The following is a 23,677-nucleotide window of genomic DNA, read 5'->3' as shown; positions in this document are numbered from 1 at the left end:
ACAGGTTGTTGGCTTTTTTCGGCATCATACCGCAATTTTATCCTACTGTGAGTAGATAATTTTGAGCTAGGTGCAATTGCATGGCAGACTCGTGGCATATTTATGCTGTAATCCCTGTGTTAGTCAGTTTGTTGCAAGGAAGTAAAAGTTTGTATGTCTGAGAATATCGAATCCGAAAGCCCGTTAAAACGTCAATTACGTACCATTATTTTTGGCACTGATACTCCCGCTGGCCGCTATTTTGATATCGCCCTCATGGTGTGTATTGTGTTGAGTGTCGGCTTAGTGTTCCTCGACACAGTAGAGATATTCCATCGTGAATACGGCCAGCTTATTTCTGTGTTGGAATGGGTATTCACCATTATTTTTACGATTGAATATGGCCTACGTTTGTACTGCGCGACTCATCCTGTGTTATATGCTCGCAGCTTTTATGGTTTAGTGGATTTGTTATCGGTATTGCCAAGTTATCTGGCGTTGCTGATCCCTGGCGCTAACTTTACCTTAGTTATCCGGATACTTAGGCTGTTTAGGATTTTCCGCGTACTCAAATTACTGCGTTATTTGAGTGAAGGAAATGTTCTACTTAGGGCGATGATGCAGTCGAGTCGTAAGGTTTTTTTGTTTTTCTTCTCGGTTAGTTTGATCGTTATGGTACTGAGTTCAGTAATGTATGTGGTTGAAGGGCCTGATAATGGTTTTAGTTCAATCCCTAAATCTGTGTACTGGACAATTGTGACTATTACTACAGTCGGTTACGGCGACATTACCCCGAAAACCGGATTAGGTCAGGCGATTGCGGCTTTTACTATGCTAATTGGTTACTCGATTATCGCAATCCCAACGGGGATTTTAACCGCCGAGATATCCCAAGAAGTAGGGCGTCATCGAGATTTACGCTCGTGTAATCAATGCCATAAGACAGGTCATGATATTGATGCCATGTATTGTAGTCGTTGTGGATGTGAGTTAGATAGCCTAGATGTGCCCGTTGATAAAGGCGTTTCATGATGATTTCGGCGAACACTTTTTATTTTTTGTAGGTAAAAGACACGTATGACGCAAGCCAAGTTTGTTGAAGGCCCCATATTACGCCATATCTTAGTGATGAGTTCGACCGCCGCGGTAGGGATTTCTGCCTTATTTGTCGTGGATTTACTGGATATCTTTTTCCTGAGCCTATTGGGAGAGCATGAACTCGCGGCGGCTGTGGGATATGCGGGGAGTATTTCGTTTTTTACCACATCGATTGGAATTGGTTTATCGATTGCATTAGGGGCTTTAGTGTCTCGCTCGATTGGCGCAAAAGAGGTGGCGTTGGCAAAGCGCTTATTACTCAATAGCGCGGTTGTGACGACACTGATCAGTGTGCTGGTGGCGGCTGTGGTCACCACCTTCATTCCTGAGCTAGTTGCCTTAGTTGGCGCGAGTGGTCATACGGCAGAACTTGCTGCGAGCTATTTGTATATTCTCGTGCCTTCCTTACCTTTTATCTGTCTTGCGATGGCGCTCGGCGGGGCTTTACGCGCCGTGGGTGATGCAAAGTTATCTATGATGTCGACCTTAGCGGGGGGCGGGGTTAATGCTGTACTCGATCCGATTTTTATCTTCATGTTCGCCATGGGGATTGAAGGTGCTGCATTGGCATCCGTCTTAGCACGGGTGGCGGTATTTGTGATTGCCGCTCGCGGTGTGGTGGTTAAGCATAAGTTGTTAGGCCATTTTGATAAGGCACATTTTGTCGCCGATCTTAAGCCTATCTTTGCCATTGCAGGCCCTGCGATGTTAACCAATGTGGCAACTCCCATCGGAAATGCCTTTGTGACCCGAGCGATCGCCGATTTCGGTGATGCTTATGTGGCAGGCTGGGCAGTATTGGGGCGTTTAATCCCTGTGGCTTTTGGGATGATCTTTGCACTATCCGGCGCGATTGGACCTATTGTTGGGCAAAACTTTGGTGCAGGTCAGTTTGACCGAGTACGTGAGAGTTTAACGCGGGCGATTCAGTTTTGTACTGTGTATGTGCTGGTAATGTCTTTGCTGCTGTTTATGCTTAAGTCACATTTGGTCAGTGTGTTTGATATGAAGGGCGATAGTGCTGATCTTATTCATTTTTTCTGCAGTTATATTGCGGTATTCTTTATCTTTTCGGGGATTTTATTTGTGGCGAATGCGTCCTTTAATAACCTTGGCAAGGCCAAATATTCCACGCTATTTAACGTAGGTAAAGCCACTTTAGGCACTGTGCCCTTTGTGTATTTGGGTGCGCTTTGGGGTGGTGTTTACGGTGTATTGATTGGGCAAATTTTAGGGTCTATTTTGTTTGGTACATTAGGTGTGTGGGTTGCCTATCGTTTAGTGGATAAAGTGGCGGCGCAGGCACCGTTTTCAGCCGCGCCTAATCTTGATGCTGCGAATGCTATCCCCCGTAATGTCGTACTGAGTGAGGAAGAGGAAATCGCTAATTGTGTTGCACAGAACTTACCGAGTGCGACCAATCCGCTTTCATCCTCGTGCGTGCAGATGGCGCAATTAACGGAGGAGCAAGAGAATGAGCCCGTATTGCCCTATTTAGACGAGGGTAAAAAGCCTAATTGACGTTATGTGGCTTAGCTGCGCCATGTAGAAGCTGTGGGCAAGAACGCAGATAAAAATGAGCTCTTAATAATGAGGAGCAGTCAGAAAGCTGCTAATGATAGGAATGCTGAAAAACAAAATGCCACAAGATTGCTTGTGGCATTTTGTTTGAAACGGCGTTTGCACTTCATTTAGTTAAGCTAACAATGCCAAAATACGCCGCTAAAAGACTATTCTGCTGAGCTTCTTATTCTTCAATACTTGGCGTGTCTTGTTGGCCTTCGACTTGTTCAGTCGCAGCTTCTGATGCCGCCATTTTTGCGCGATCAGCCTTAGAGATGTAACCTGATTTTGCAGGTGAGCCGATAGTCACTGGGTCGACTTTATTCAGTCTGGCCTTAGCGCGTTTAGCTATTTTCTTGATGATCTTTTGTTTCTTGTTCATGACGTCTCTAATTTCGTTTCGCACCCGCTACGCGCAGGAATATGAGGCCAAGGGCTCAATTGAGGCGGGATTCTAACTCAATCTGAGCGAACTGACCATGTTTTGCTGAATTTTGTCGAAAACAACGGCTACTCTTTGAGAACTAGTTTTGCTAAATGGCGTTAGCATAACAATTTGACTTAAACGGCGCTGTTAGTATTTCACACGACAAATGCTGCGGTGTAGACTGTCTGTGTGGATCAAAAGCCATTATATTGCCTAGCATTATGAGTTTGAAAAATTAACTCTACTGTTATTTTATTGCTCATATCCTGAGCCGAGGAAGATGTGTGTTATTAACTAAAATCACTTTTTTTGAGCGCTTTGAGCACGATATATTAAGTGGCACTAAAACCATTACATTGCGTGATGAAACGGAATCCCATGTGATTGCAGGTCAAACGCTTCCCGTTTCAACCTTCGAAACCGACCGCTGGTTTTGTGATATCCATATTATTGATGTCGTGCCAGTGACCTTAACTGAGCTCTCAGACATTCATGCTAAGCAAGAGAATATGACATTGCCGCAGCTACGTGATGTGATTGCAGAAATTTATCCCGGTCTTGAGCAATTGTTTATGATCCAGTTTAGGGTTTTACCGCAGTAAAAGTATAGAGCGTAATTCGTAAAATAAAAAAGGCCGCACAGCAGCCTTTTTATCACAAATTCAATGGCATATTAAGTTGCCGAAGATTGCTGAACTGTTCAAGAACATCAGCTATCCAAGACAACTAAACCGTCCAAGGTAACAGTTTTTTCGCAAAGTGATCGGCTTGGTCTAAGCGAATCGCTGCGCGGTGACGCATCCGATAAAAAGCTTGATAGCACAGGGGGACTAAGTACAAGCTAGTCACTGTCGAGAACGATAAGCCACCGATAATGGCGATTGCCATGGGGTAATATGGCGGGCCGCCGCCACCGATTTGGGTATCACCCATCGCCAGTGGGACTAATCCCAGTACTGTTGTACCTACTGTCATTAACACTGGCCGCAAACGGGTGATACACACCTCCCGAATGGTGTCAGACAATTTGTCGAGATCCGGTGTCATCTGATTGATTTGATCCACCAGAACGATACCGTTGTTCACCACTATCCCCATTAAAATCAAGATACCTATCATTGCCATCACAGAAATAGGGGTACCTGTGATAAACAGCGCCCAGAATACACCTGTGATGGAAAATAGGATTGAGGTAATAATCGCCGTCGGTAACAGTAGAGATTCAAACAACGCCGCCATAACAATATAAATCATCGCGACAGCCAAGAGCATATTAGTCACCATCACGTTCTGATCTTCATCTTGGCGCTCGAAGCCACCACGGAGTGAATAGTCGTAACCATCGGGGAAACGGATATTTTCCATCACTTGCTTAATCTTAGTTTGCGCCTCTTCTGTGGTGAGGTTTTCTAAGTTAGCCCCAATCGACAGCGAGGTTTGGCGGTTGAAGTGTTTGATAGTATCGAAGCGGGGTTGGATCTCAATCTTCGCCAGATTATCTAAGGTGTACACTCTTTGGTCTAGGCGTACTATGGGTAACTGTTTGAGTTTCTCAAGTGACTTTTGCCATTCTTTCTCGTAGGCCATTTCGATGCGTAGCTCGCCATTAGGATCGTGGCGGAAGGATCGCAGCGGTGAACCGCGCAGTGCCATGGAGATACTTGAGGCAATTTCATTGAGTTTTAAATCTAACCGCGCCGCCATTTGTCTATCAATGCGGATAATCACTTTTTGCTGAGCGCCATTAAGCTCGGAGCGAACATCTTGCAATCCTTTGATGTTTTGCAACAAAGGAATAACTTGCTCGCTCAAATTAATCAGCTCAGAGGTTGAGCGCCCTGTCAGTGTGACTCGCACGCCAGAGTTGTCATTGCCCCAGCCAAATTGCGGTTTGGCGATGGAATACTTAGGGAAGCCACTGCGGATTTTCTTTTTTAACTCATCCACTGACATAGGCAAATCTTTCTTTAGGAGGATCACCGATGAGCCATCGTCAGAGGCATAATAGCTGTAGACAGAATCAATATGGAATTCCTCTTTATTGTTATAAAGATACTCTTCCATTTGGTTGATCATCGCCTCAGTGACATTGAGATTATGTCGACCTTCTACTTGGTAGTTAATGTAGATTCGTTCATTGCTCTCGCTGTCTTCTTGATCCTGTTTAACCATAGATAGCGGCAGGGCGGTGGATGCGAGGATCGCTACAGCAATCACGCCTGAACGCCAAGGTCTGAGCAATACCCAATCTAAGGTATTATTGTAAAAACGTTGTAATTTACCCGCATCCTTTTCGGGGGCGATGTCGAAGTGGAACTTAGTCAACATCAAAGGAATTAAGGTTTTTGCGACCAATAGCGACGCGGCGAGTGAGATACAAATTGCAATAGCAACATGCTCTAGAAAAATAGTGATCTCGACTTTTACGCCAAAAATATTAGGTAAAAATACAATGGCGGTTGTCATTGTGCCTGCCAATACCGCCAGAGACACTTTATCGACCCCCGTCATGACTGACTCTTCATTGTCTTTAGGGTGTTTACCTTGCTTTTCCTGCAGTACGCTCTCAGTGACGACCACTGCGTTATCAATCAACATACCGACGGCGAGCAGGAGTCCCATCATAGACAGAATATTCAAGCTGTAACCGAGTAGATACATAGCGGCGAGCGTCATACCGATTGAAATAGGCACGGATGACACAACCACTAAAGTCATTTTCAAATTACGCAGGAATAAGTACAGCACGACAAAGGACAGCAGTGCACCGATTAACCCTGAAAGCAGCAAATCCATTAGTGAAGATTTTACTCCAGAGGCTTGATCTTCCATGATAAATAGGCGAATACCTTGGAACTGTTGGTCCTGCTTCGCAAGCTCAATCACCTTCATGACACGGTCTGACACTTCGACTAAGTTAGCGCCAGATTCCTTAAACACATCCAAACCCACGGCATAGTGCTTATCTAAATGTCGACCTTCGATACGTTCAGGTAGGGCAAATTGCACATCGGCGATATCGCCTAAGGTCAATCCGGGGATCAGTACTAGTGCTTTGATATCTTCAAGGTTTCTAAACTCACCCTTAGGTGAAACTTGATAAACGATATTACTGGCCCTGAGTGTACCTGCGCTCAGCACAAAGTTCTCTCTGCCGAGACGTTGTTGCAAATCTGTGGCTGAAAATCCACTGGCGGCAAGGCGGTCGGCATTGATGCGTACCTCAATTTGCTTTTGCTCAACGCCGTACAGGCTGACCTTAGAGACACCTTCAACACGTTCAAGTGGACGCTTGAGCTGTTTATCGAGTAGATCGAATGCACCTGAAAGCTCACGATCACTTGAGATGCGTATGGTGAGCACAGGCATGTCGGCGGTGGAGAATTGTCGGATAAAGACCCGCTCCACATCTTTGGGCAGTAAATGCCGCACTGCATCGATTTTTTCCCGCGCTTCTAAGCTCTTAGTGGCAACGTTTTCCCCCCACTTCATGTTGATTTCGATTTCGGCGCCTTCTTGGGAGGATTCTGATTCAAGCTCATCAATCCCCCCCATAGTCGCGAGGGATTCCTCCAGCACTTTGGTAATATCGCGCTCCACTTCAGCAGGGGTCGAGCCTTTGTAAGGCACTTCCACCACTATCTGTGGGATATCAATACCGGGGAACATTTCCAGCGGTAATAGGCGACTCGAGGCGAGACCAAACAGCAAGATAGCAAAGAAAAACATGCTGGTGGTTACGGGGCGCTTAATGGCTAAACGGGTGAGGTTCATGGGCGAGTCTCCTCTACGTTTACATGTGAGCCAGTTACGGCGTATTCTTTACGGTCGAACAGGGCATAGAGCACTGGGAGCACTATTAAGGTCAGTAGTGTTGATAAACTCAGACCAAAGATCACCGTAATCGCCATCGGTACGCGCACCTCTGAGCCATCACCTAGACCTAGCGCCATCGGCAATAAGCCTAAGGTCGTGGTGAGGGTTGTCATCATAATGGGGCGTAGGCGCGATTTAGCAGCATCGCGAATGGCATCAAGTTTTTGAGCACCTTCGCTACGCAGTTGATTGATCCGATCCACAAGCACAATCGCGTTGTTCACGACGATCCCCGCCAACATGATAAGGCCAATAAATACCACCACACTCAAGTGAGTTTGGGTGATATAAAGCCCAAGTACACTGCCACCTAATGCCATAGGTACGGCAAAAAGGATAAGCAAGGGGTGCAGTAGTGACTCAAACTGACTCGCCATCACTAAATACACTAAGAAAATCGCTAAGATAAGGGCAATTTTGAGTGATTGGAACGAGTGCTCCATTTCCTCATTTTGACCACCAAAACGGGCCTGGACCGATGCGGGTAACACTTGTTGCGATAGTATCTGTTGCGCCTGTGCAACCGCATCGCTTAAATCACCATAGGCGAGGTTAGCTGATACAAGAGCTACACGTTGTTGGCTGATGCGGTTAATCGCCGATGGGCCTAATTGTAATGAAACTTCTGCAACTGCGCTTAATGCAATAGGTTGGTTGCTGTTCGGGTTGATAATTAAGGCATCGATATCGCTGATTTGATCCCGCTCCGCGAGTTCACTGCGCACCAGAATATCAATCTTACGGTCACGCACTGTGTATTGACTGGCAACAGTACCACCAACACGTTGGGCAATACGGTTTGCAACCGTTGGCGCATCCATTCCTAGAGCCGCTAACCTTGCATGATCGAAACGGATACTTAGCTCAGGTTGACCATCACGTAGACTGGTGTTCACGTCGGCAAAACGCTCCGATGCGGATAATGCTTTGACGAGACTATCTGCGCTGCGTTTGAGTAAGTTTAAATCGTAACCTGTGAGCTCAATTTCCAGTGGCGTTTTAAAGCTGAATAACTCAGGTTGCTCAATTTTCGCTTCAAGTTCAGGAATACGGCGCGCAGTATCACGTAATACTTGAGTGACTGCGTTATAGGCACTGTGGTCGTTAAGCACCACTTGCAAGCGGCCCCAGTTTTCACCCCCGCGGGCAGTATCCGAAGTCATCAAACCGCCACTACCGGCTTGACTATAAGCATGTTTAACTTCGGCTCTGTCTTTAATGGACTGTGCAAGTTGCTGTAATATCTTGTCGGTTTCGCTCACTGCCGTACCCGGCGGCAGTAAGATCTCCACGTAAAACTCACCCTGATTCATTGGCGGAATAAGCTCCATACCAAGTCGTGGTAACAAGCTAATACAAGCGCCTGTTATTGCAATCGTGAGTAACAGCGTTGCTTTCTGTTGGCGCAGCGCCGAGGCCAGAAGCTTGTAATAAACCTTCTCAATACTGTGGTAGACAAAGTTAAATGCTGAGCTTAACGGGCGCATCACTAGACCAATAAGCCATGAGAAGAAGCGGCCTAAAATCAACACTAAGGTCAGTAGTGCACTGGGTAAGTAACTAACAATTAATAGAATAGGAAAGGAAAACACAGTCGCACTATAGTGTTTAAGCTTACCCATTTTAGTGGTGGGTTTATCCTTAGGTGCCGTTTTTATCAGCGCGGGTAAGGTTTTAAAGCCTTCACGTGATGCCAGCATTGGAATGGACGTTAACGCGACTAATAGCGATGCTAACAGTGCAAAAGTGACCGTTAGCGCTTGGTCTGAGAAGAGGGCGCCGGCAATCCCATCCACAAATACTAGCGGCACAAACACCGCAAGAGTGGTGAGTGTTGAGGCAAAAATTGCGCCTGCCACTTCTTTAGTCCCCGTCACTGCAGCTTCTAATTTACTCATGCCTTCGCTACGGCAGCGGTCTATGTTCTCTAATACCACAATGGCGTTATCGACCAAGAGACCGATGGCAAGGGCAATACCACCTAATGACATGATGTTTAAGCTGATATCGGCAAAATACATCATGTTAAAGGTGGCGATGACTGAGAAGGGAATCGAGATAGAAATAATCAGTGTCGGGATGATATTACGCAAGAACAGGTAAATCACTAGCATAGATAACAAGCTGCCCATCAGCGCAGAAGAGGTGACTTCGCTGACCGCACTTTCGATAAACTCAGACTGATCGTAAATCACTTCGAGCTTATTTTGCTTAGGATCTTGATTGATTTTGACGAGTTCATCGCGCAGTTTTTTGGCGACAGCGACAGTATTTGCATCACCTTCTTTATAAATGGCCAGTTCAATCGATTCTTGACTGCCGATGCGGGTGATGTCACTACGCTCCTTGTAGGCATCTGTGATGGTAGCAACTTCGAATAAACGGACTAAAGCTTGCTCATCGCGATAGACGATCACTTGGCCGAGTTCATCTAATGAGTTGAATTGGTTTAGCGTTCGTACTAAGTATTCGCGATCACCTTGGATCACTTTACCCGCAGAGAGGTTGATGTTTTCCTCATTAATACGACGTTTAATATCATCGGCATTAAGATTGAGCTGCGACAGTTTTTCTTGATTGAGCTGAATATGCACTTCTTGCTCTAGGCCGCCAGATAAACGCACGGCGGCGACCCCAGATAGCGCCTCTAAACGACGCTTAAGCTCTTCCTCTGCATAGGTGCGCATTTGTTTGAGATCGGCTTCAGAGGCATTGGGCACAGACAGCGCAAGACGCATAATGGGGTCGAGATTGGGGTTAAAACGCAGCAATAAGGGCTTTTTAACATCGAGCGGCAGAGCGATAGTGTCGAGTTTTTCACGTACATCTAAACTCGCCATATCCATTGTTGTGCCCCATTCAAACTCAAGCACCACATCTGACATGCCGGAGCGCGAAATAGAACTGATTTTACGTAAGCCTTTGACCACGCCAACGGCTTCTTCAATTGGTTTAGAGACGAGCTGTTCGACTTCAACTGGCGCCGCGCCGTCATACATGGTGCGAATGGTTAATGTGGGATAGCTTAAATCTGGCAGTAACTTCACCGCTAGGCGGGAAAATCCCACCATACCGAATAAAATCACCGCCAGCATGAACATCCATACCGTGACTGGCCGTTTAACGGAAGTGCTGATAATTGACATGAAAGGCTCCTATCAGTTCTTAGCGGAAGCAAGATCGAGTGGGGTGATCACTTCGACTAAGGATTGGTCTTTCAAGTTTTGCTGGCCACGGGTAACGACTTGCTCACCGGGGTTAATACCTGTAATCACTTCTACCGAATCACCTTCACGGTAGCCAATTTCGACTTCACGACGGTTCGCATTGGTACCATCAATAACATAAAGCGCTTGTTTGTTGTCTTGGTTAATCAAGGCGCTGTAGGGAACGGTAATCACGTTCTCGTGGGTGTCGTATTTGAGCTCAACTCGGGTAAACATGCCAGCTTTAAGGCGCGCCTCTTGATTCGGCACAGCAAGTGTCACCTTAAAGGTGCCACTTTGTGGGTCCACAATCGGGCTTATGCGCAACACTTTGGCGTGGATAGCATTCTTGCTATGTTGATTACTAAACACTTGTGCTTCTTGGCCGAGTTTTAAGCTCGCAAGCTGTTGCTCTGGCAAATGAACTATACCGTGAAGTTCATCTTGGTTGACTATATAAAACAAGTCGCCAAATTCCTTCGCCATATTGCCAGCTTTCACATAGCGTTTAGCAACTACACCGCTGATAGGGGACAGTACGCGGCTTTCTTTTACTTGCAGTTCAGCGAGATCTTTTTTAGCGATAGCGGCTTGCAAGTTATATTCAAGTTTGGCCATTGAATCCGCGCTGATAAATTCTCTGTTGCTCATTTTCTTCAGACGATTTAATTCTTGCTCGATGATTTTGACTTCGGCTTCTGAGCGGTCTAAATCATATTGCTGCCTCTTGGCATCAATAACAGCCAGCACTTGTCCCTTTTGAACGCGGTCACCTTCTTCAACAGCGAGAGATTCAATGAGCCCTGATATACGACTCACTACATTGGCTTCCTGTGGCGCTTCTAAGGTGGCAGTTGTACTGTAAAAAGATGAAACGTTTCCTTGCATCACTGTAGTGGTTTCGACGGGAATGGCATATTTTTCTTCTTTTTTGACCACTTCTTCCTCACCACAGGCTGCTAGCATCGAAATCATTAGCAGTGGCAGGGTGAATTGAGCAATTTTTGACTTTTCCATAAGAATGTTACCTGTTGTCTTTATTATGATGCCAGTTGATAGCAGAAACCATGCCAATGTTTAAATTTGTTTAAATTTGTTTAATTTCAGTCTATTAGTCGTATTTTTGGCTAAGTGTGGTTTGTGATTCTTACCAAATGTAGCCAAAAGGTTTAAAAAGTGATGAGAATAACTAAACGCGGTTAATTAAGATTACACAAGTGCGCAATTGCAACAATGTATTTTGTCAGGAGAAGGAAGTCTAAAAGAGGATTATTTGAAATGAAAAAAGCGCCCTTAGGCGCTTTTTAATGCGTAAGTCGTGGGACTTAGCGTTTGTCTTGTGCGACGAAATCACGCGCAGTTTCACCAGTATATAACTGACGTGGACGGCTGATTTTGTGGCCTGGTTGATCTAACATTTCTTTCCAGTGAGCAATCCAGCCTACAGTACGTGCCAGTGCGAACAGCACAGTGAACATACTGGTTGGAATACCAATGGCTTTCATAATGATGCCAGAGTAGAAGTCGACGTTTGGATACAGCTTTTTAGAAATGAAGTATTCGTCTTCAAGTGCAATGCGCTCAAGCTCCATTGCCACATCCAAGAGTGGATCTTGTACTTTCAGTTCTTTCAGCACTTCATGACAAGTTTCACGCATCACTTTGGCTCGTGGGTCAAAGTTTTTGTAAACACGGTGTCCAAAGCCCATCAGACGGAAAGGATCATTTTTATCTTTAGCGCGTTCAATGAATTCAGGAATACGGTCTACTGAACCGATTTCTTCTAACATTTGCAAACAGGCTTCGTTAGCGCCGCCGTGTGCAGGGCCCCAAAGAGATGCGATACCCGCTGCGATACACGCAAATGGGTTTGCACCTGAAGAACCGGCTAAACGTACTGTTGAAGTCGATGCATTTTGCTCATGATCTGCATGTAAAATGAAGATCCTGTCCATTGCACGTTCAACAATAGGGTTCACGACGTATTCTTCGCACGGTACAGCAAACATCATGCTTAAGAAGTTGCCTGCATAGCTTAAGTCATTACGTGGGTACACGAATGGCTGGCCTGAAGAATACTTGTAGCACATGGCTGCTATCGTAGGCATTTTTGAGACTAAGCGATAAGCGGCGATTTCGCGGTGACGTGGATCGTTAACATCCAGAGAGTCTTGGTAAAATGCAGATAATGCACCCGTCACACCACATAACATGGCCATAGGATGAGCATCACGACGGAAACCTCTAAAGAAGAAGGCTAGCTGCTCGTGAACCATAGTGTGGGTTTTAACTGTATGTACAAACTCAGTATATTGCGCTTTGGTCGGTAGTTCACCGTAAAGCAGCAAATAACACAGGTCTAGGTAATCGGAGTCAACGGCAAGTTGATCGATTGGATAGCCACGGTGTAACAATATACCCAGATCACCATCAATATAGGTAATTGCAGATTCACAGGAGGCAGTCGCAAGAAAACCTGGATCAAAAGTAAAGTAACCTTTGCTGCCAAGTTTACTGATATCGATTACGTCAAAACCAGCGGTTCCCTGCTTTACTGGCAATTCTATCGAGTCGTTCCCTGGTAATTCTAATTTGGCTTTTAAATCAGCCATACCCCGTTCTCCTTACTTAGTTCTTATCTGTGAGTGCGGCATGTCAAACCGCCATTACTTTACAGCCATTCTAGATCACATTTCAATTTAAATAAGCGTTTAAATTTGTTAGACCATGGTATAAAAGCCTTTACTTTTCTATTTGTAACTGGCACTTACAGTAAAAAATAGTCAAAAAAACATAATTTGCATTCTGTGATGTTTGTATTTGACATTTGCCGCGAGTATACTTGCCTCGCCCAATAAGGGCCGCAAACAACGATTATAAAGCACCCTTTGTTTACATGTTAAATGAGTGCGTGCTCAGATAGTTAACTGTTTGTTTAAACTTTGCTTTTGTGTTTACTTTTGCAGTGATCAACCTCCTGTTTAAAGTTTGTACAAAAGCGGTTCACATAACAAAAAAAATGCTCAATGGAGCTGAGTGAGCAGAACGTGAAAAAGCAAAGACCTGTCCATTTAGATCTGCAGACCATTCGCTTTCCTGCAACAGCGATTGTGTCAATTCTTCACCGTGTTTCCGGTGTCATCATGCTGTTCGCAGTTGGCATTCTCATTTGGTTGCTAAATTCATCTTTAGCATCAGCTGAAAGTTTCGCTGGCGTACAGTCTCTATTCGATAACTTCGTGATGAAGTTTATCCTGTGGGGCATTATGACTGCACTGGCGTATCACTTGTTTGGTGGCCTGCGCCACTTAGTAATGGATACCGGTCGTTGGGAAGAATTGTCATCGGGTGCCGCATCAGCGAAAGCTGTATTTGCCTTAACGGTAGCCTTTTCAATCATAGCGGGGATCTGGGTATGGTAACCAATGCAGCAAGTTTTGGACGCAGTGGTGTTCATGACTATATTCTACTACGCGCTAGTGCAGTGATCCTCGCCTGTTACACCATTTTCTTGGTTGGCTTTATTGCATGTAGTTCCCCTCTCACCTACGACGTCTGGCATGGCCTATTTAGTGCTCTGCCAATGAAAGTGTTTACACTTCTGACGCTGGTAGCCTTATTAGTACATGCTTGGATTGGTGTATGGCAAGTGCTGACAGATTACGTTAAGTGCACGTCGTTACGTGGTGTTTTACAGTTCACCTTTGTCGTTACCGTATTTTGTTATTTAGCGGCCGGCATTGTTATTGTGTGGGGTGTCTAAGTGAGTATTCCAGTACGCGAATTTGATGCTGTAGTGATCGGTGCCGGTGGCGCTGGTATGCGTGCAGCGCTGCAGATTTCCAAAGAAGGTAAAAGCTGTGCGCTTTTATCAAAAGTATTCCCAACCCGTTCTCATACCGTATCTGCGCAGGGTGGTATCACTGTTGCGTTAGGTAACGCCCATGAAGATCATTGGGAACAACACATGTACGATACCGTGAAAGGTTCCGATTTTATCGGTGACCAAGAAGCGATCGAGTTCATGTGTAAAACCGGTCCTGAAGCCGTGATTGAACTTGAGCAAATGGGTTTGCCTTTCTCTCGTTTCGAAAATGGTACGATTTACCAACGTCCATTTGGTGGTCAATCTAAGAACTTTGGTGGCGAGCAGGCTGCGCGTACTGCGGCAGCTGCCGACCGTACTGGTCATGCTTTGCTTCACTGTTTATACCAACAAAACGTTAAGCATAAGACGCAAGTCTTCTCAGAATGGTATGCATTAGATCTCGTTAAAAACGATGATGGCGCCGTTGTGGGTTGTACTGCGATTGAAATTGAAACGGGCGATATCGTTTATTTCAAAGCTAAGGCAACGATTCTAGCGACAGGTGGTGCAGGGCGTATTTATGCTTCGACCACTAACGCACATATCAACACCGGTGACGGCGTCGGTATGGCAATGCGTGCTGGCGTGCAAATGCAAGACATGGAAATGTGGCAATTCCACCCAACTGGCATCGCCGGCGCGGGTGTACTTGTGACTGAAGGTTGTCGTGGTGAAGGCGGTTATCTGCTGAACAAAGACGGCGAGCGTTTCATGGAGCGTTATGCCCCTAACGCGAAAGATTTGGCATCACGTGACGTGGTAGCACGTTCAATGATGACTGAAATCCGCGAAGGTCGTGGTTTAGACGGTCCATTAGGCCCACACTGTTTACTGAAGCTTGATCACTTAGGTAAAGAAACATTAGAAGCACGTTTACCAGGCGTGTGTGAATTGTCTCGTACTTTTGCCCATATTGATCCAGCCGATGGTCCAATTCCAGTACTACCAACCTGTCACTATATGATGGGCGGCCTACCAACTAAGGTCAGTGGTCAAGTTATTCGTAAGAATGAAGACGGCACTGAACAAGATGTTATTGGTCTGTTCGCTGTGGGTGAGATTGCCTGTGTATCTGTACATGGTGCAAACCGTTTAGGTGGTAACTCACTGCTTGACTTAGTGGTCTTTGGCCGCGCAGCGGGTCAGCATTTAGGTAAAGCTTTGGATGAGACTGACGATCCAAAAGACGCAAGTGATGCAGATATTCAAGCCTCTCTGGCTCGTCTGAATCGTTGGGAAAGCAACAAAGATGGCGAAGACCCAGCGCAAATCCGTAAGGATCTGCAACTGTGTATGCAATTAAACTTCTCTGTATTCCGTCGTGGCGATGCTATGGCTGAAGGTTTAGAGCAGTTGAAAGTGATTCGTGAACGTCTTGCAAATGCTAAATTGTCTGATAACTCTCGTGAATTCAATACTCAACGTATTGAATGTTTAGAGTTAGATAACTTGATGGCAACGGCAATCGCCACGGCTTATGCGGCTAACTTCCGTACCGAAAGTCGCGGTGCTCACTCACGTGAAGATTATTTAGAGCGTGATGATGAGAACTGGTTATGCCACAGCTTATTTGACCCAATCACTGAAACGATGGATCGTCGTGCAGTGAACATGGCACCTAAGTTACGTGAAGCATTCCCGCCGAAGAAACGTACCTACTAGGAGTTGCAAAGATGAAATTGACATTTGCAGTTTATCGCTACAATCCTGACGTAGATACTAAACCGTATATGCAGGATTACAGCTTAGAAGTGGCTGAAGGCTCTGACATGATGGTGCTCGATGCACTGATCAAGTTGAAAGAGCAAGATCCGACTTTGTCATTCCGTCGCTCATGCCGTGAAGGCGTGTGTGGTTCAGACGGCGTGAACATGAATGGTAAGAATGGTCTGGCGTGTATTACCCCAATTTCAACCTTTAAAGGCAAGAAATTAGAAATACGTCCATTACCAGGTATGCCAGTTGTTCGTGACTTAGTTGTTGATTTAACTCAGTTCTATAAGCAGTATGAGAAGATCAAGCCTTACCTCATCAATGATGAGAAACAACCTGCTCGTGAACACTTACAATCCCCTGAAGAGCGTGCTCATTTAGATGGTTTGTACGAATGTATCATGTGTGCCTGTTGTTCTACAGCTTGCCCATCATTCTGGTGGAATCCTGATAAGTTTATCGGTCCAAGCGGTCTGCTTCACGCATATCGTTTCTTGATCGACAGTCGCGATACAGCTACAGAAGAACGTTTATCTGAGCTGGACGACGCCTATAGCGTGTTCCGTTGCCATGGCATCATGAACTGCGTTGACGTTTGTCCAAAAGGTCTTAATCCGACTAAAGCAATTGGTCATATTAAGTCCATGCTGTTGAAGCGAGCAGTGTAATGCGAGAACCCGAGCTGAAACCAATAATAATATAGCTCTTGAAGAGTCACTTTCTGGTAGCAGAAGGTGACTCTTTTGCGTATGTAATGGAAGACAACGCGCCGTATATCTGGACATCTAGGGGCGGCAGAAATTATGCGTCGAAGGTAATCTCTACAGACTGCATATTTAATACTATGGCTAAGCACGTGTATAAAGTTTGAAAGGAATAGAAATGCACCAAGGCATCATGAAAGCCTGGCTCGAATCATCTCACTTAAGTGGTGCAAATTCGACCTACGTAGAAGAGATGTATGAAGCCTATCAAGAAGACCCACAGTCAGTCGCTGATGATTGGCGTGCGGTATTTGATAATCTCCCTCCTGTGAACGGTGCCTCTGTTGATGCGCCTGAAGCTGCTCACTCAAAAGTACGTGATTATTTTCGCAGTTTAGCGTTAGAAGGTCGCCATAAGAGCTCAGCTCGTGTGACGGATCCTGAAATGGATGCTAAACAAGTTAAAGTCCTGCAATTAATTAACGCCCATCGTTTCCGTGGCCACCAAGGTGCTAATCTTGATCCCCTCGAACTGTGGAAACGTGAACCCGTAGCTGATTTAGATCCTGCCTTCCACGGCTTGACTAAAGAAGACATGGAACGTGAGTTTAATACAGGTTCTTTTGCTCATGGTGGCGAAACCATGAAGCTCGCGGATTTGGTAAAAGCGCTGAAAGCCACTTATTGTGGTTCTATCGGTGCTGAATATATGCACATTACCGATACCGATGAGAAACGCTGGATCCAACAACGTCTCGAACCTTCCTTAGGTAAAGCTAACTACGATAAAAGTGTTAAGACACGCATTCTTGAAGGCCTTAACGCCGCAGAAGGTATAGAAAAATACTTAGGTGCTAAATTCCCTGGTGCGAAACGTTTCTCGTTAGAAGGCGGTGATGCGTTAGTGCCTATGATGCGCGAAATTATTTATCGTGCAGGTGAAGCCGGTACTAAAGAAATCGTTGTCGGTATGGCTCACCGTGGTCGTCTGAACGTGTTAGTGAACGTATTAGGTAAGCGTCCAGCTGAACTGTTTGACGAGTTCGCGGGTAAGCATGCTGATACCCACGGTTCTGGTGACGTTAAGTACCACCAAGGTTTTTCCTCTGATTTTGAAACGCCGGGCGGCAATGTGCACTTAGCACTGGCCTTCAACCCATCGCACCTTGAAATCGTTAACCCTGTGGTCATTGGTTCTGTACGTGCCCGTCAAGACCGTCGCGGTTGTAAGGATGGCTTACAAGTCATGCCTATTACTATTCATGGTGACTCTGCAATTGCGGGTCAAGGGATAGTACAAGAGACATTCAACATGTCTCAAACCCGTGGCTTTAAAGTCGGCGGCAGTATTCGCATCGTAGTGAACAACCAAGTGGGCTTCACGACGTCTAACCATGCGGATACTCGTTCGACTGAATACTGTACTGACATCGCTAAGATGGTTCAGGCACCGATTTTCCACGTTAACTCTGATGATCCCGAAGCCGTTGCTTTTGTGTCGCAGTTAGCCGTTGATTATCGTAACGAGTTCAAACGTGATGTGGTGGTTGAATTAGTGTGTTATCGCCGTCATGGCCATAACGAAGCCGATGAGCCAAGTGCAACTCAGCCGCTGATGTATGCCAAGATCAAGAAACACCCAACGCCACGTAAGATTTATGCAGACAAGCTAATCGCTGAAAACGTGATGGCAGCTGATGATGTGACTGGTCTTATCAATAATTACCGTGATGCATTAGATCAAGGTGATTGTGTGGTTAAAGAATGGCGCCCAATGACGCTGCATTCTGTTGACTGGACTCCGTATATCGGTCGTGAGTGGGACGAAGCGTATCAAGCCTCTATGTCGGCTGAGCGTTTACAAAGTCTGGCTGACAAACTGAGCTATGTACCTGAAAGTCATCCATTGCAATCACGGGTTGCTAAGATTTATAGCGACCGTTTAGCGATGGCAAAAGGCGAGAAGCCACTCGATTGGGGTTTTGCAGAAACGCTGGCTTATGCCTCAATTCTGGAAGACAACAAGCGTGTACGTATTACAGGTCAGGATTCTGGCCGCGGTACTTTCTTCCATCGTCATGCTGTATTGCACAATCAAAACGATGGCACGACTTACATGCCACTGCGCAATATTGCTGATGAACAAGGCCCAATTGATATTACTGACTCAGTATTATCTGAAGCCTCAGTACTGGCGTTTGAGTATGGTTATGCCACAGCAGAACCCGGCGGATTGACTATTTGGGAAGCCCAGTTTGGTGACTTTGCTAACTGTGCCCAAGTGGTAATCGATCAGTTCTTGTCATCGGGTGAGCAGAAGTGGGGCCGTTTATGTGGTCTGACTATGTTGTTACCCCATGGCTATGAAGGTCAAGGCCCTGAGCATTCAAGCGCCCGTTTAGAGCGTTTCTTGCAGATGTGTGCTAACCACAATATGCAAGTGTGTGTGCCTTCAACACCTGCACAGGTCTACCATATGTTGCGCCGCCAAGTGGTGCGTCCTATGCGTCGTCCACTTATCGTCATGTCGCCTAAGTCATTACTACGTCATCCATTAGCGGTTTCAAGCTTGGAAGAATTAGCCAATGGCAGTTTCCAAAATGTGATCGGTGAAATCGATACCTTGGAAGCAAGCAAGGTTGACCGAGTTGTCTTCTGCAGTGGTAAGGTTTACTTCGAACTGCTGGAAAAACGTCGTAAAGAAAATATCACTAACGTAGCGTTAATCCGTGTCGAACAGTTATATCCGTTCCCACATGATGAAATGATCGTTGCTTTGGCTGATTACCAACATGTGAAAGATTTTGTTTGGTGTCAGGAAGAGCCACAGAACCAAGGTGCTTGGTACTCTAGTCAACACCATTTCTGGGCCGCGGTTCCTGCAGGTGCACAGTTAACTTATGCTGGTCGTGAAGCGTCAGCTGCACCAGCGTGTGGTTACCCTGAGTTGCACACACATCAGCAAGAATCTTTAGTGAACAGTGCCCTGAAACTTACAATCACACTGTAGTAATAGACATTTTATAAAAGGATAGTTTTTCATGAGTATCGAAATCAAGGTACCCGTACTACCAGAATCTGTTGCCGATGCCACGATTGCCACTTGGCATGTGAAAGTGGGCGAGCAAGTTTCTCGTGATCAAAACCTGGTTGATATTGAAACCGATAAAGTGGTTCTTGAAGTGGTTGCGCCAGAAGATGGCCACATTGGCGAGTTTTTGTTTGAAGAAGGCGCCACTGTTCTGGGTGAACAAGTGATCGCTAAATTCATCGCCGGTGCTGTATCTGGCAAAGAAGTCACCAAAGCGCAAGCTGAAGCGGCAACACCAGCAGCTGAAACCAGCGATGAAAGCAGTGATGCGTTAAGCCCATCTGTACGCCGTTTACTGGCTGAGCACAATGTTGATGCCAGCAAAGTAAAAGGCACTGGTGTGGGTGGTCGTATTACGAAAGAAGACGTAGAAGCCTTCGTTAAGTCTGCCCCTAAAGCTGCGGCGCCAGCAGCACCTGCTGTAGCTCCGTTAGCGGCTGGCCGTAGCGAGAAGCGCGTGCCAATGACACGTCTGCGTAAGACAATCGCAAACCGCTTGTTAGAAGCTAAAAACTCTACCGCTATGCTCACGACGTTTAACGAAGTGAACATGAAGCCCATCATGGATATCCGTAAGCAATACCAAGATATCTTTGAAAAGCGCCACGGTATCCGTTTAGGCTTTATGTCTTTCTATATCAAAGCCGTGACTGAAGCGCTGAAACGTTTCCCAGAAGTCAACGCGTCTATTGATGGCGATGATATCGTCTATCACAACTACTTCGACATCAGCATCGCAGTATCAACACCACGTGGTCTGGTAACACCAGTGTTACGTGACACAGATACCATGAACTTAGCTGAAATCGAAAAAGCCGTTCGTGACTTAGCCCTTAAAGGCCGTGACGGTAAGCTGACTGTGGCTGACATGACTGGCGGTAACTTCACTGTGACTAACGGTGGTGTTTTCGGTTCACTGATGTCTACACCGATCCTTAACCTGCCACAAAGTGCGATTTTAGGCATGCATGCCATTAAAGATCGCCCAATGGCAGTCAATGGTCAGGTTGAAATCCTGCCCATGATGTACCTAGCACTCTCATATGACCATCGTATTGTTGATGGCCGTGAGTCTGTTGGTTTCTTGGTTGCGATTAAAGACTTCCTAGAAGACCCAACTCGTCTGCTGCTTGATCTGTAACACAACTCGATAAGAGATTGCGCTTAAAGAAATAGCCAGACATACCCTCGTGACTGGCCCAAACGGGCCAGTTGGATTTGATTAGAAGTATACGGATAGATCATCATGAATTTGCATGAGTATCAGGCAAAATCCTTATTTGCCGAATATGGTTTACCAGTGTCAGAAGGTTTTGCATGTGATACAGCCCAAGAAGCTGTAGAAGCGGCAGGCCATATTGGCGGAAATTTATGGGTTGTTAAGTGTCAAGTACACGCAGGCGGCCGCGGTAAAGCAGGTGGCGTTAAAGTCACTGGCGATAAAGAAGAAATCAGAGCCTTTGCCGAACACTGGTTAGGCAAAAATCTGGTGACTTATCAAACTGATGAGAAAGGCCAGCCAGTTGCTAAAATTTTAGTAGAAAGCTGTACCGACATCGCTAACGAACTGTACTTAGGTGCCGTTGTTGACCGCGCGACTCGTCGTGTTGTGTTCATGGCGTCGACTGAAGGTGGTGTTGAAATTGAGAAAGTGGCAGAAGAAACGCCAGAACTCATCCACACTGCAATCATAGATCCTTTGACTGGCCCACAAGGTTATCAAGCACGTGATCTTGGCTTCAAGTTAGGTTTAAACCCAACTCAAATGAAGCAGTTCACTAAGATTTTCATGGGTCTGGCGACTATGTTCGTTGATCATGATTTCGCATTGCTTGAAATCAACCCACTGGTTATTACCACTGAAGGCAACCTACACTGCCTAGACGGTAAAATCGGTATCGACGGTAACGCACTTTATCGTCAACCAAAAATCAAAGGCATGCACGATCCATCACAGGATGATGCCCGCGAAGCTCACGCTGCTAAGTTCGAGCTGAACTACGTTGCATTAGACGGTAACGTTGGCTGTATGGTGAACGGTGCAGGTCTGGCTATGGGTACTATGGATATCGTTAACTTGCACGGTGGCAAGCCAGCGAACTTCTTAGACGTAGGCGGCGGCGCGACGAAAGAACGTGTAGCAGAAGCATTCAAAATCATTCTGTCTGACAGCAATGTGAAAGCGGTTCTGGTTAACATTTTCGGCGGTATCGTACGTTGTGACATGATCGCAGAAGGTATTATCGGCGCAGTTAAAGAAGTGGGCGTTAAAGTACCTGTTGTGGTTCGTTTAGAAGGTACTAACGCTGAACTTGGCCGTGAAGTATTAGCTAAATCAGGTCTAGATATCATTGCAGCTACCAGTCTAACTGACGCGGCTGAGCAAGTAGTTAAAGCTGCGGAGGGCAAATAATGTCTGTCTTAATCAATAAAGATACCAAGGTAATTTGCCAAGGTTTCACTGGCGGTCAAGGTACATTCCACTCACAACAAGCTATCGATTACGGTACGCAAATGGTGGGCGGTGTGTCTCCTGGTAAAGGTGGTCAAACTCACTTAGGTCTGCCAGTGTTTAACACTGTGAAAGACGCTGTGGCTGCGACTGGCGCGACTGCTTCTGTGATCTATGTACCGGCTCCTTTCTGTAAAGATGCCATTCTTGAAGCTATCGACGGTGGCATTGAGCTTATTGTTTGTATCACTGAAGGCATTCCTACACTGGACATGCTGCAAGTTAAAGTGAAGCTTGAAGAAACTGGCGTTCGCATGATCGGCCCTAACTGCCCAGGTGTTATCACCCCTGGTGAATGTAAGATCGGCATTATGCCAGGTCACATCCACTTAAAAGGCAAAGTGGGCATCGTTTCTCGTTCAGGTACTCTGACTTATGAAGCCGTTAAGCAAACGACGGATGAAGGTTTCGGCCAATCTACTTGCGTAGGTATTGGTGGTGACCCAATTCCAGGTACTAGCTTCATTGATGTACTGGAAATGTTCCAAAACGATCCACAGACTGAAGCGATCGTTATGATCGGTGAAATCGGTGGTAACGCTGAGGAAGATGCGGCGGCTTTCATTAAAGCACACGTGACTAAGCCTGTTGTGTCTTATATTGCGGGTGTCACTGCACCTGCTGGTAAGCGTATGGGCCATGCTGGCGCGATTATCGCTGGCGGTAAAGGTACTGCAGAAGACAAATTTGCTGCATTAGAAGCAGCGGGCGTGACAACTGTCCGCTCGCTTGCTGATATCGGCAAAGCGCTGCGTATTCGTACAGGTTGGTAAGCTAACCTTTCGAATATAAAAGGCGCCTAAGGCGCCTTTTTTATTGGCTGTAGTTTCGGGAGCAAATCGCAGTAAATGACAGGAATGGGATTGAGCTAACACCATGAAGACTAGATATTTTTGCTTCTACGGGTTAGATTGATGCTTCTCTACTACGCGCTCGTCTGTGTCATTGGCGAGGATAATGTGAGTAGAGCCATTAACCATGAGCTAAGTGCTTATGGCTTCAGTGCTGTTCTGCAAAAAATCTTGAACTCAAATTTATTTAACACGGTTGCAGTCTATCGTTGCGAGCGTATTTGTTTTATGGGGCTTATCGCATTGGGGGAGGGTAAGCAACAGAGTCGATGTTAGCCACAGTAACGGCTTAAACATCACATTTTTTTACGAGGGAAAAACTGTGAAAACACCTAAAATCATTATTTCGGAAATTGACTTAGAAAGACTAGAGCGATTATTGGAGTCACTGCCGGCAAATGCGTTTCCGGGCAAAGCGGCATTGGAGGCTGAATTAGACAGAGCCGATATTGTGCCTGCATCACAGGTGCCCGCGAATGTGGTGACCATGAATTCAGAAGTGAAGTTTAGCGTTTCATCCAGTAATGAGACTTTCTGTTTACGTTTAGTGTATCCAAAAGACGTGAACGGCGCGGGCACGATTTCTATTTTGGCGCCGGTAGGCAGCGCATTATTAGGGCTCTCTCAAGGTGATGAAATTGAATGGCCAGGTCCGGGTGGTTCTATGGTAAAAGTGCGTATTGAAGAAATCCTGTATCAGCCTGAGCGCAGTGGTGATTTCCACCGTTAAGCTTGAGGTATTGGCGTAGTGTCGTTGACGTTACGCCAGTGCACTTTAAGCAAACCATT

Annotated in this window: 17 protein-coding genes; 12 read left to right on the top strand and 5 right to left on the bottom strand. The window is 46.0% G+C overall.

Annotated features, from left to right (window positions below; all coding sequences use genetic code 11):
* Positions 1-153: 153 nt before the first annotated feature.
* Positions 154-1,011 carry an ion transporter gene (locus L5M17_RS19945; protein WP_028759691.1) on the top strand — a complete coding sequence of 286 codons (858 nt, stop codon included), beginning with the start codon at positions 154-156 and terminating at the stop codon, positions 1,009-1,011.
* A gap of 45 nt (positions 1,012-1,056) precedes the next feature.
* The gene (locus L5M17_RS19940) at positions 1,057-2,598 is read left to right on the top strand and encodes an MATE family efflux transporter (RefSeq protein WP_263148930.1); all 1,542 of its coding nucleotides are present in this window, start codon (positions 1,057-1,059) and stop codon (positions 2,596-2,598) included.
* Between the two features lie 226 nt (positions 2,599-2,824).
* Here L5M17_RS19940 and L5M17_RS19935 read toward each other — a convergent pair whose 3' ends face one another.
* Positions 2,825-3,022 (bottom strand): DUF2986 domain-containing protein, encoded by a 198-nt coding sequence (locus L5M17_RS19935; RefSeq protein WP_028759693.1) that lies wholly within the window; start codon positions 3,020-3,022, stop codon positions 2,825-2,827.
* A 329-nt stretch (positions 3,023-3,351) separates the two neighbouring features.
* Between L5M17_RS19935 and yqfB the strand changes: the two genes are divergently transcribed.
* Positions 3,352-3,669: a N(4)-acetylcytidine aminohydrolase gene (gene yqfB / locus L5M17_RS19930; protein ID WP_113940516.1), complete on the top strand. Its 318-nt coding sequence runs from the start codon at positions 3,352-3,354 to the stop codon at positions 3,667-3,669.
* A gap of 124 nt (positions 3,670-3,793) precedes the next feature.
* On the opposite strand, the gene L5M17_RS19925 is transcribed toward yqfB, so the two are convergent.
* The 4 genes from L5M17_RS19925 to L5M17_RS19910 form a co-directional block, all read right to left on the bottom strand.
* Positions 3,794-6,841, bottom strand: coding sequence for an efflux RND transporter permease subunit (locus L5M17_RS19925; RefSeq protein ID WP_263148929.1), 3,048 nt, complete (start codon positions 6,839-6,841; stop codon positions 3,794-3,796).
* A complete protein-coding gene (locus L5M17_RS19920) occupies positions 6,838-10,089 on the bottom strand; it encodes an efflux RND transporter permease subunit (protein ID WP_263148928.1) in 3,252 nt (1,083 codons plus the stop codon). The genes L5M17_RS19925 and L5M17_RS19920 overlap by 4 nt, the downstream gene beginning before the upstream one ends.
* Before the next feature lie 12 nt (positions 10,090-10,101).
* Positions 10,102-11,166, bottom strand: coding sequence for an efflux RND transporter periplasmic adaptor subunit (locus L5M17_RS19915; protein ID WP_105252698.1), 1,065 nt, complete (start codon positions 11,164-11,166; stop codon positions 10,102-10,104).
* A 308-nt stretch (positions 11,167-11,474) separates the two neighbouring features.
* Positions 11,475-12,761 (bottom strand): citrate synthase, encoded by a 1,287-nt coding sequence (locus L5M17_RS19910; RefSeq protein WP_105252697.1) that lies wholly within the window; start codon positions 12,759-12,761, stop codon positions 11,475-11,477.
* A 414-nt stretch (positions 12,762-13,175) separates the two neighbouring features.
* Here L5M17_RS19910 and sdhC point away from each other — a divergent pair, with 414 nt between their 5' ends.
* The 9 genes from sdhC to rnk all read left to right on the top strand — a co-directional run bounded on the left by sdhC (position 13,176) and on the right by rnk (position 23,618).
* Positions 13,176-13,571 carry a succinate dehydrogenase, cytochrome b556 subunit gene (gene sdhC / locus L5M17_RS19905; protein WP_012089416.1) on the top strand — a complete coding sequence of 132 codons (396 nt, stop codon included), beginning with the start codon at positions 13,176-13,178 and terminating at the stop codon, positions 13,569-13,571.
* Complete coding sequence (gene sdhD / locus L5M17_RS19900) at positions 13,565-13,912, top strand: succinate dehydrogenase, hydrophobic membrane anchor protein (RefSeq protein WP_028759700.1); 348 nt, start codon at positions 13,565-13,567, stop codon at positions 13,910-13,912. The genes sdhC and sdhD overlap by 7 nt, the downstream gene beginning before the upstream one ends.
* A complete protein-coding gene (gene sdhA / locus L5M17_RS19895) occupies positions 13,913-15,679 on the top strand; it encodes a succinate dehydrogenase flavoprotein subunit (protein ID WP_011847025.1) in 1,767 nt (588 codons plus the stop codon).
* An 11-nt stretch (positions 15,680-15,690) separates the two neighbouring features.
* Positions 15,691-16,398, top strand: a complete 708-nt coding sequence (locus L5M17_RS19890) for a succinate dehydrogenase iron-sulfur subunit (RefSeq protein ID WP_028759701.1) — start codon at positions 15,691-15,693, stop codon at positions 16,396-16,398.
* A 214-nt stretch (positions 16,399-16,612) separates the two neighbouring features.
* Positions 16,613-19,444, top strand: coding sequence for a 2-oxoglutarate dehydrogenase E1 component (gene sucA, locus L5M17_RS19885; protein ID WP_028759702.1), 2,832 nt, complete (start codon positions 16,613-16,615; stop codon positions 19,442-19,444).
* A gap of 31 nt (positions 19,445-19,475) precedes the next feature.
* On the top strand, positions 19,476-20,666 hold the full coding sequence (odhB, locus tag L5M17_RS19880) for a 2-oxoglutarate dehydrogenase complex dihydrolipoyllysine-residue succinyltransferase (RefSeq protein ID WP_006081977.1): 1,191 nt from the start codon (positions 19,476-19,478) through the stop codon (positions 20,664-20,666).
* 105 nt (positions 20,667-20,771) lie between these two features.
* A complete protein-coding gene (gene sucC / locus L5M17_RS19875; protein ID WP_006081976.1) occupies positions 20,772-21,938 on the top strand; it encodes an ADP-forming succinate--CoA ligase subunit beta in 1,167 nt (388 codons plus the stop codon).
* Positions 21,938-22,810, top strand: coding sequence for a succinate--CoA ligase subunit alpha (gene sucD / locus L5M17_RS19870; RefSeq protein ID WP_028759703.1), 873 nt, complete (start codon positions 21,938-21,940; stop codon positions 22,808-22,810). Before sucC ends, sucD begins: the two co-directional genes overlap by 1 nt.
* A 400-nt stretch (positions 22,811-23,210) precedes the next feature.
* Entirely contained in the window at positions 23,211-23,618 is a 408-nt protein-coding gene (gene rnk, locus L5M17_RS19865; protein ID WP_028759704.1) for a nucleoside diphosphate kinase regulator, read from the top strand.
* Positions 23,619-23,677: the final 59 nt, after the last annotated feature.

It is taken from the genome of Shewanella sp. SW24 (assembly GCF_025653395.1).
In the GTDB taxonomy this organism is placed as follows: Bacteria; Pseudomonadota; Gammaproteobacteria; order Enterobacterales; family Shewanellaceae; genus Shewanella; species Shewanella oncorhynchi.
This window is presented reverse-complemented; position numbering and strand designations above follow the sequence as displayed.

Bases quoted from the DNA above. Each gene is read 5' to 3' on its own strand.
- L5M17_RS19925 (WP_263148929.1), bottom strand. From the start codon at position 6,841: ATGAACCTCACCCGTTTAGCCATTAAGCGCCCCGTAACCACCAGCATG.
- L5M17_RS19910 (WP_105252697.1), bottom strand. From the start codon at position 12,761: ATGGCTGATTTAAAAGCCAAATTAGAATTACCAGGGAACGACTCGATA.
- L5M17_RS19920 (WP_263148928.1), bottom strand. From the start codon at position 10,089: ATGTCAATTATCAGCACTTCCGTTAAACGGCCAGTCACGGTATGGATG.
- sucA (WP_028759702.1), top strand. From the start codon at position 16,613: ATGCACCAAGGCATCATGAAAGCCTGGCTCGAATCATCTCACTTAAGT.
- odhB (WP_006081977.1), top strand. From the start codon at position 19,476: ATGAGTATCGAAATCAAGGTACCCGTACTACCAGAATCTGTTGCCGAT.
- L5M17_RS19935 (WP_028759693.1), bottom strand. From the start codon at position 3,022: ATGAACAAGAAACAAAAGATCATCAAGAAAATAGCTAAACGCGCTAAG.
- L5M17_RS19940 (WP_263148930.1), top strand. From the start codon at position 1,057: ATGACGCAAGCCAAGTTTGTTGAAGGCCCCATATTACGCCATATCTTA.
- L5M17_RS19945 (WP_028759691.1), top strand. From the start codon at position 154: ATGTCTGAGAATATCGAATCCGAAAGCCCGTTAAAACGTCAATTACGT.
- sdhC (WP_012089416.1), top strand. From the start codon at position 13,176: ATGGAGCTGAGTGAGCAGAACGTGAAAAAGCAAAGACCTGTCCATTTA.
- L5M17_RS19890 (WP_028759701.1), top strand. From the start codon at position 15,691: ATGAAATTGACATTTGCAGTTTATCGCTACAATCCTGACGTAGATACT.
- sucD (WP_028759703.1), top strand. From the start codon at position 21,938: ATGTCTGTCTTAATCAATAAAGATACCAAGGTAATTTGCCAAGGTTTC.
- L5M17_RS19915 (WP_105252698.1), bottom strand. From the start codon at position 11,166: ATGGAAAAGTCAAAAATTGCTCAATTCACCCTGCCACTGCTAATGATT.
- sucC (WP_006081976.1), top strand. From the start codon at position 20,772: ATGAATTTGCATGAGTATCAGGCAAAATCCTTATTTGCCGAATATGGT.
- sdhD (WP_028759700.1), top strand. From the start codon at position 13,565: ATGGTAACCAATGCAGCAAGTTTTGGACGCAGTGGTGTTCATGACTAT.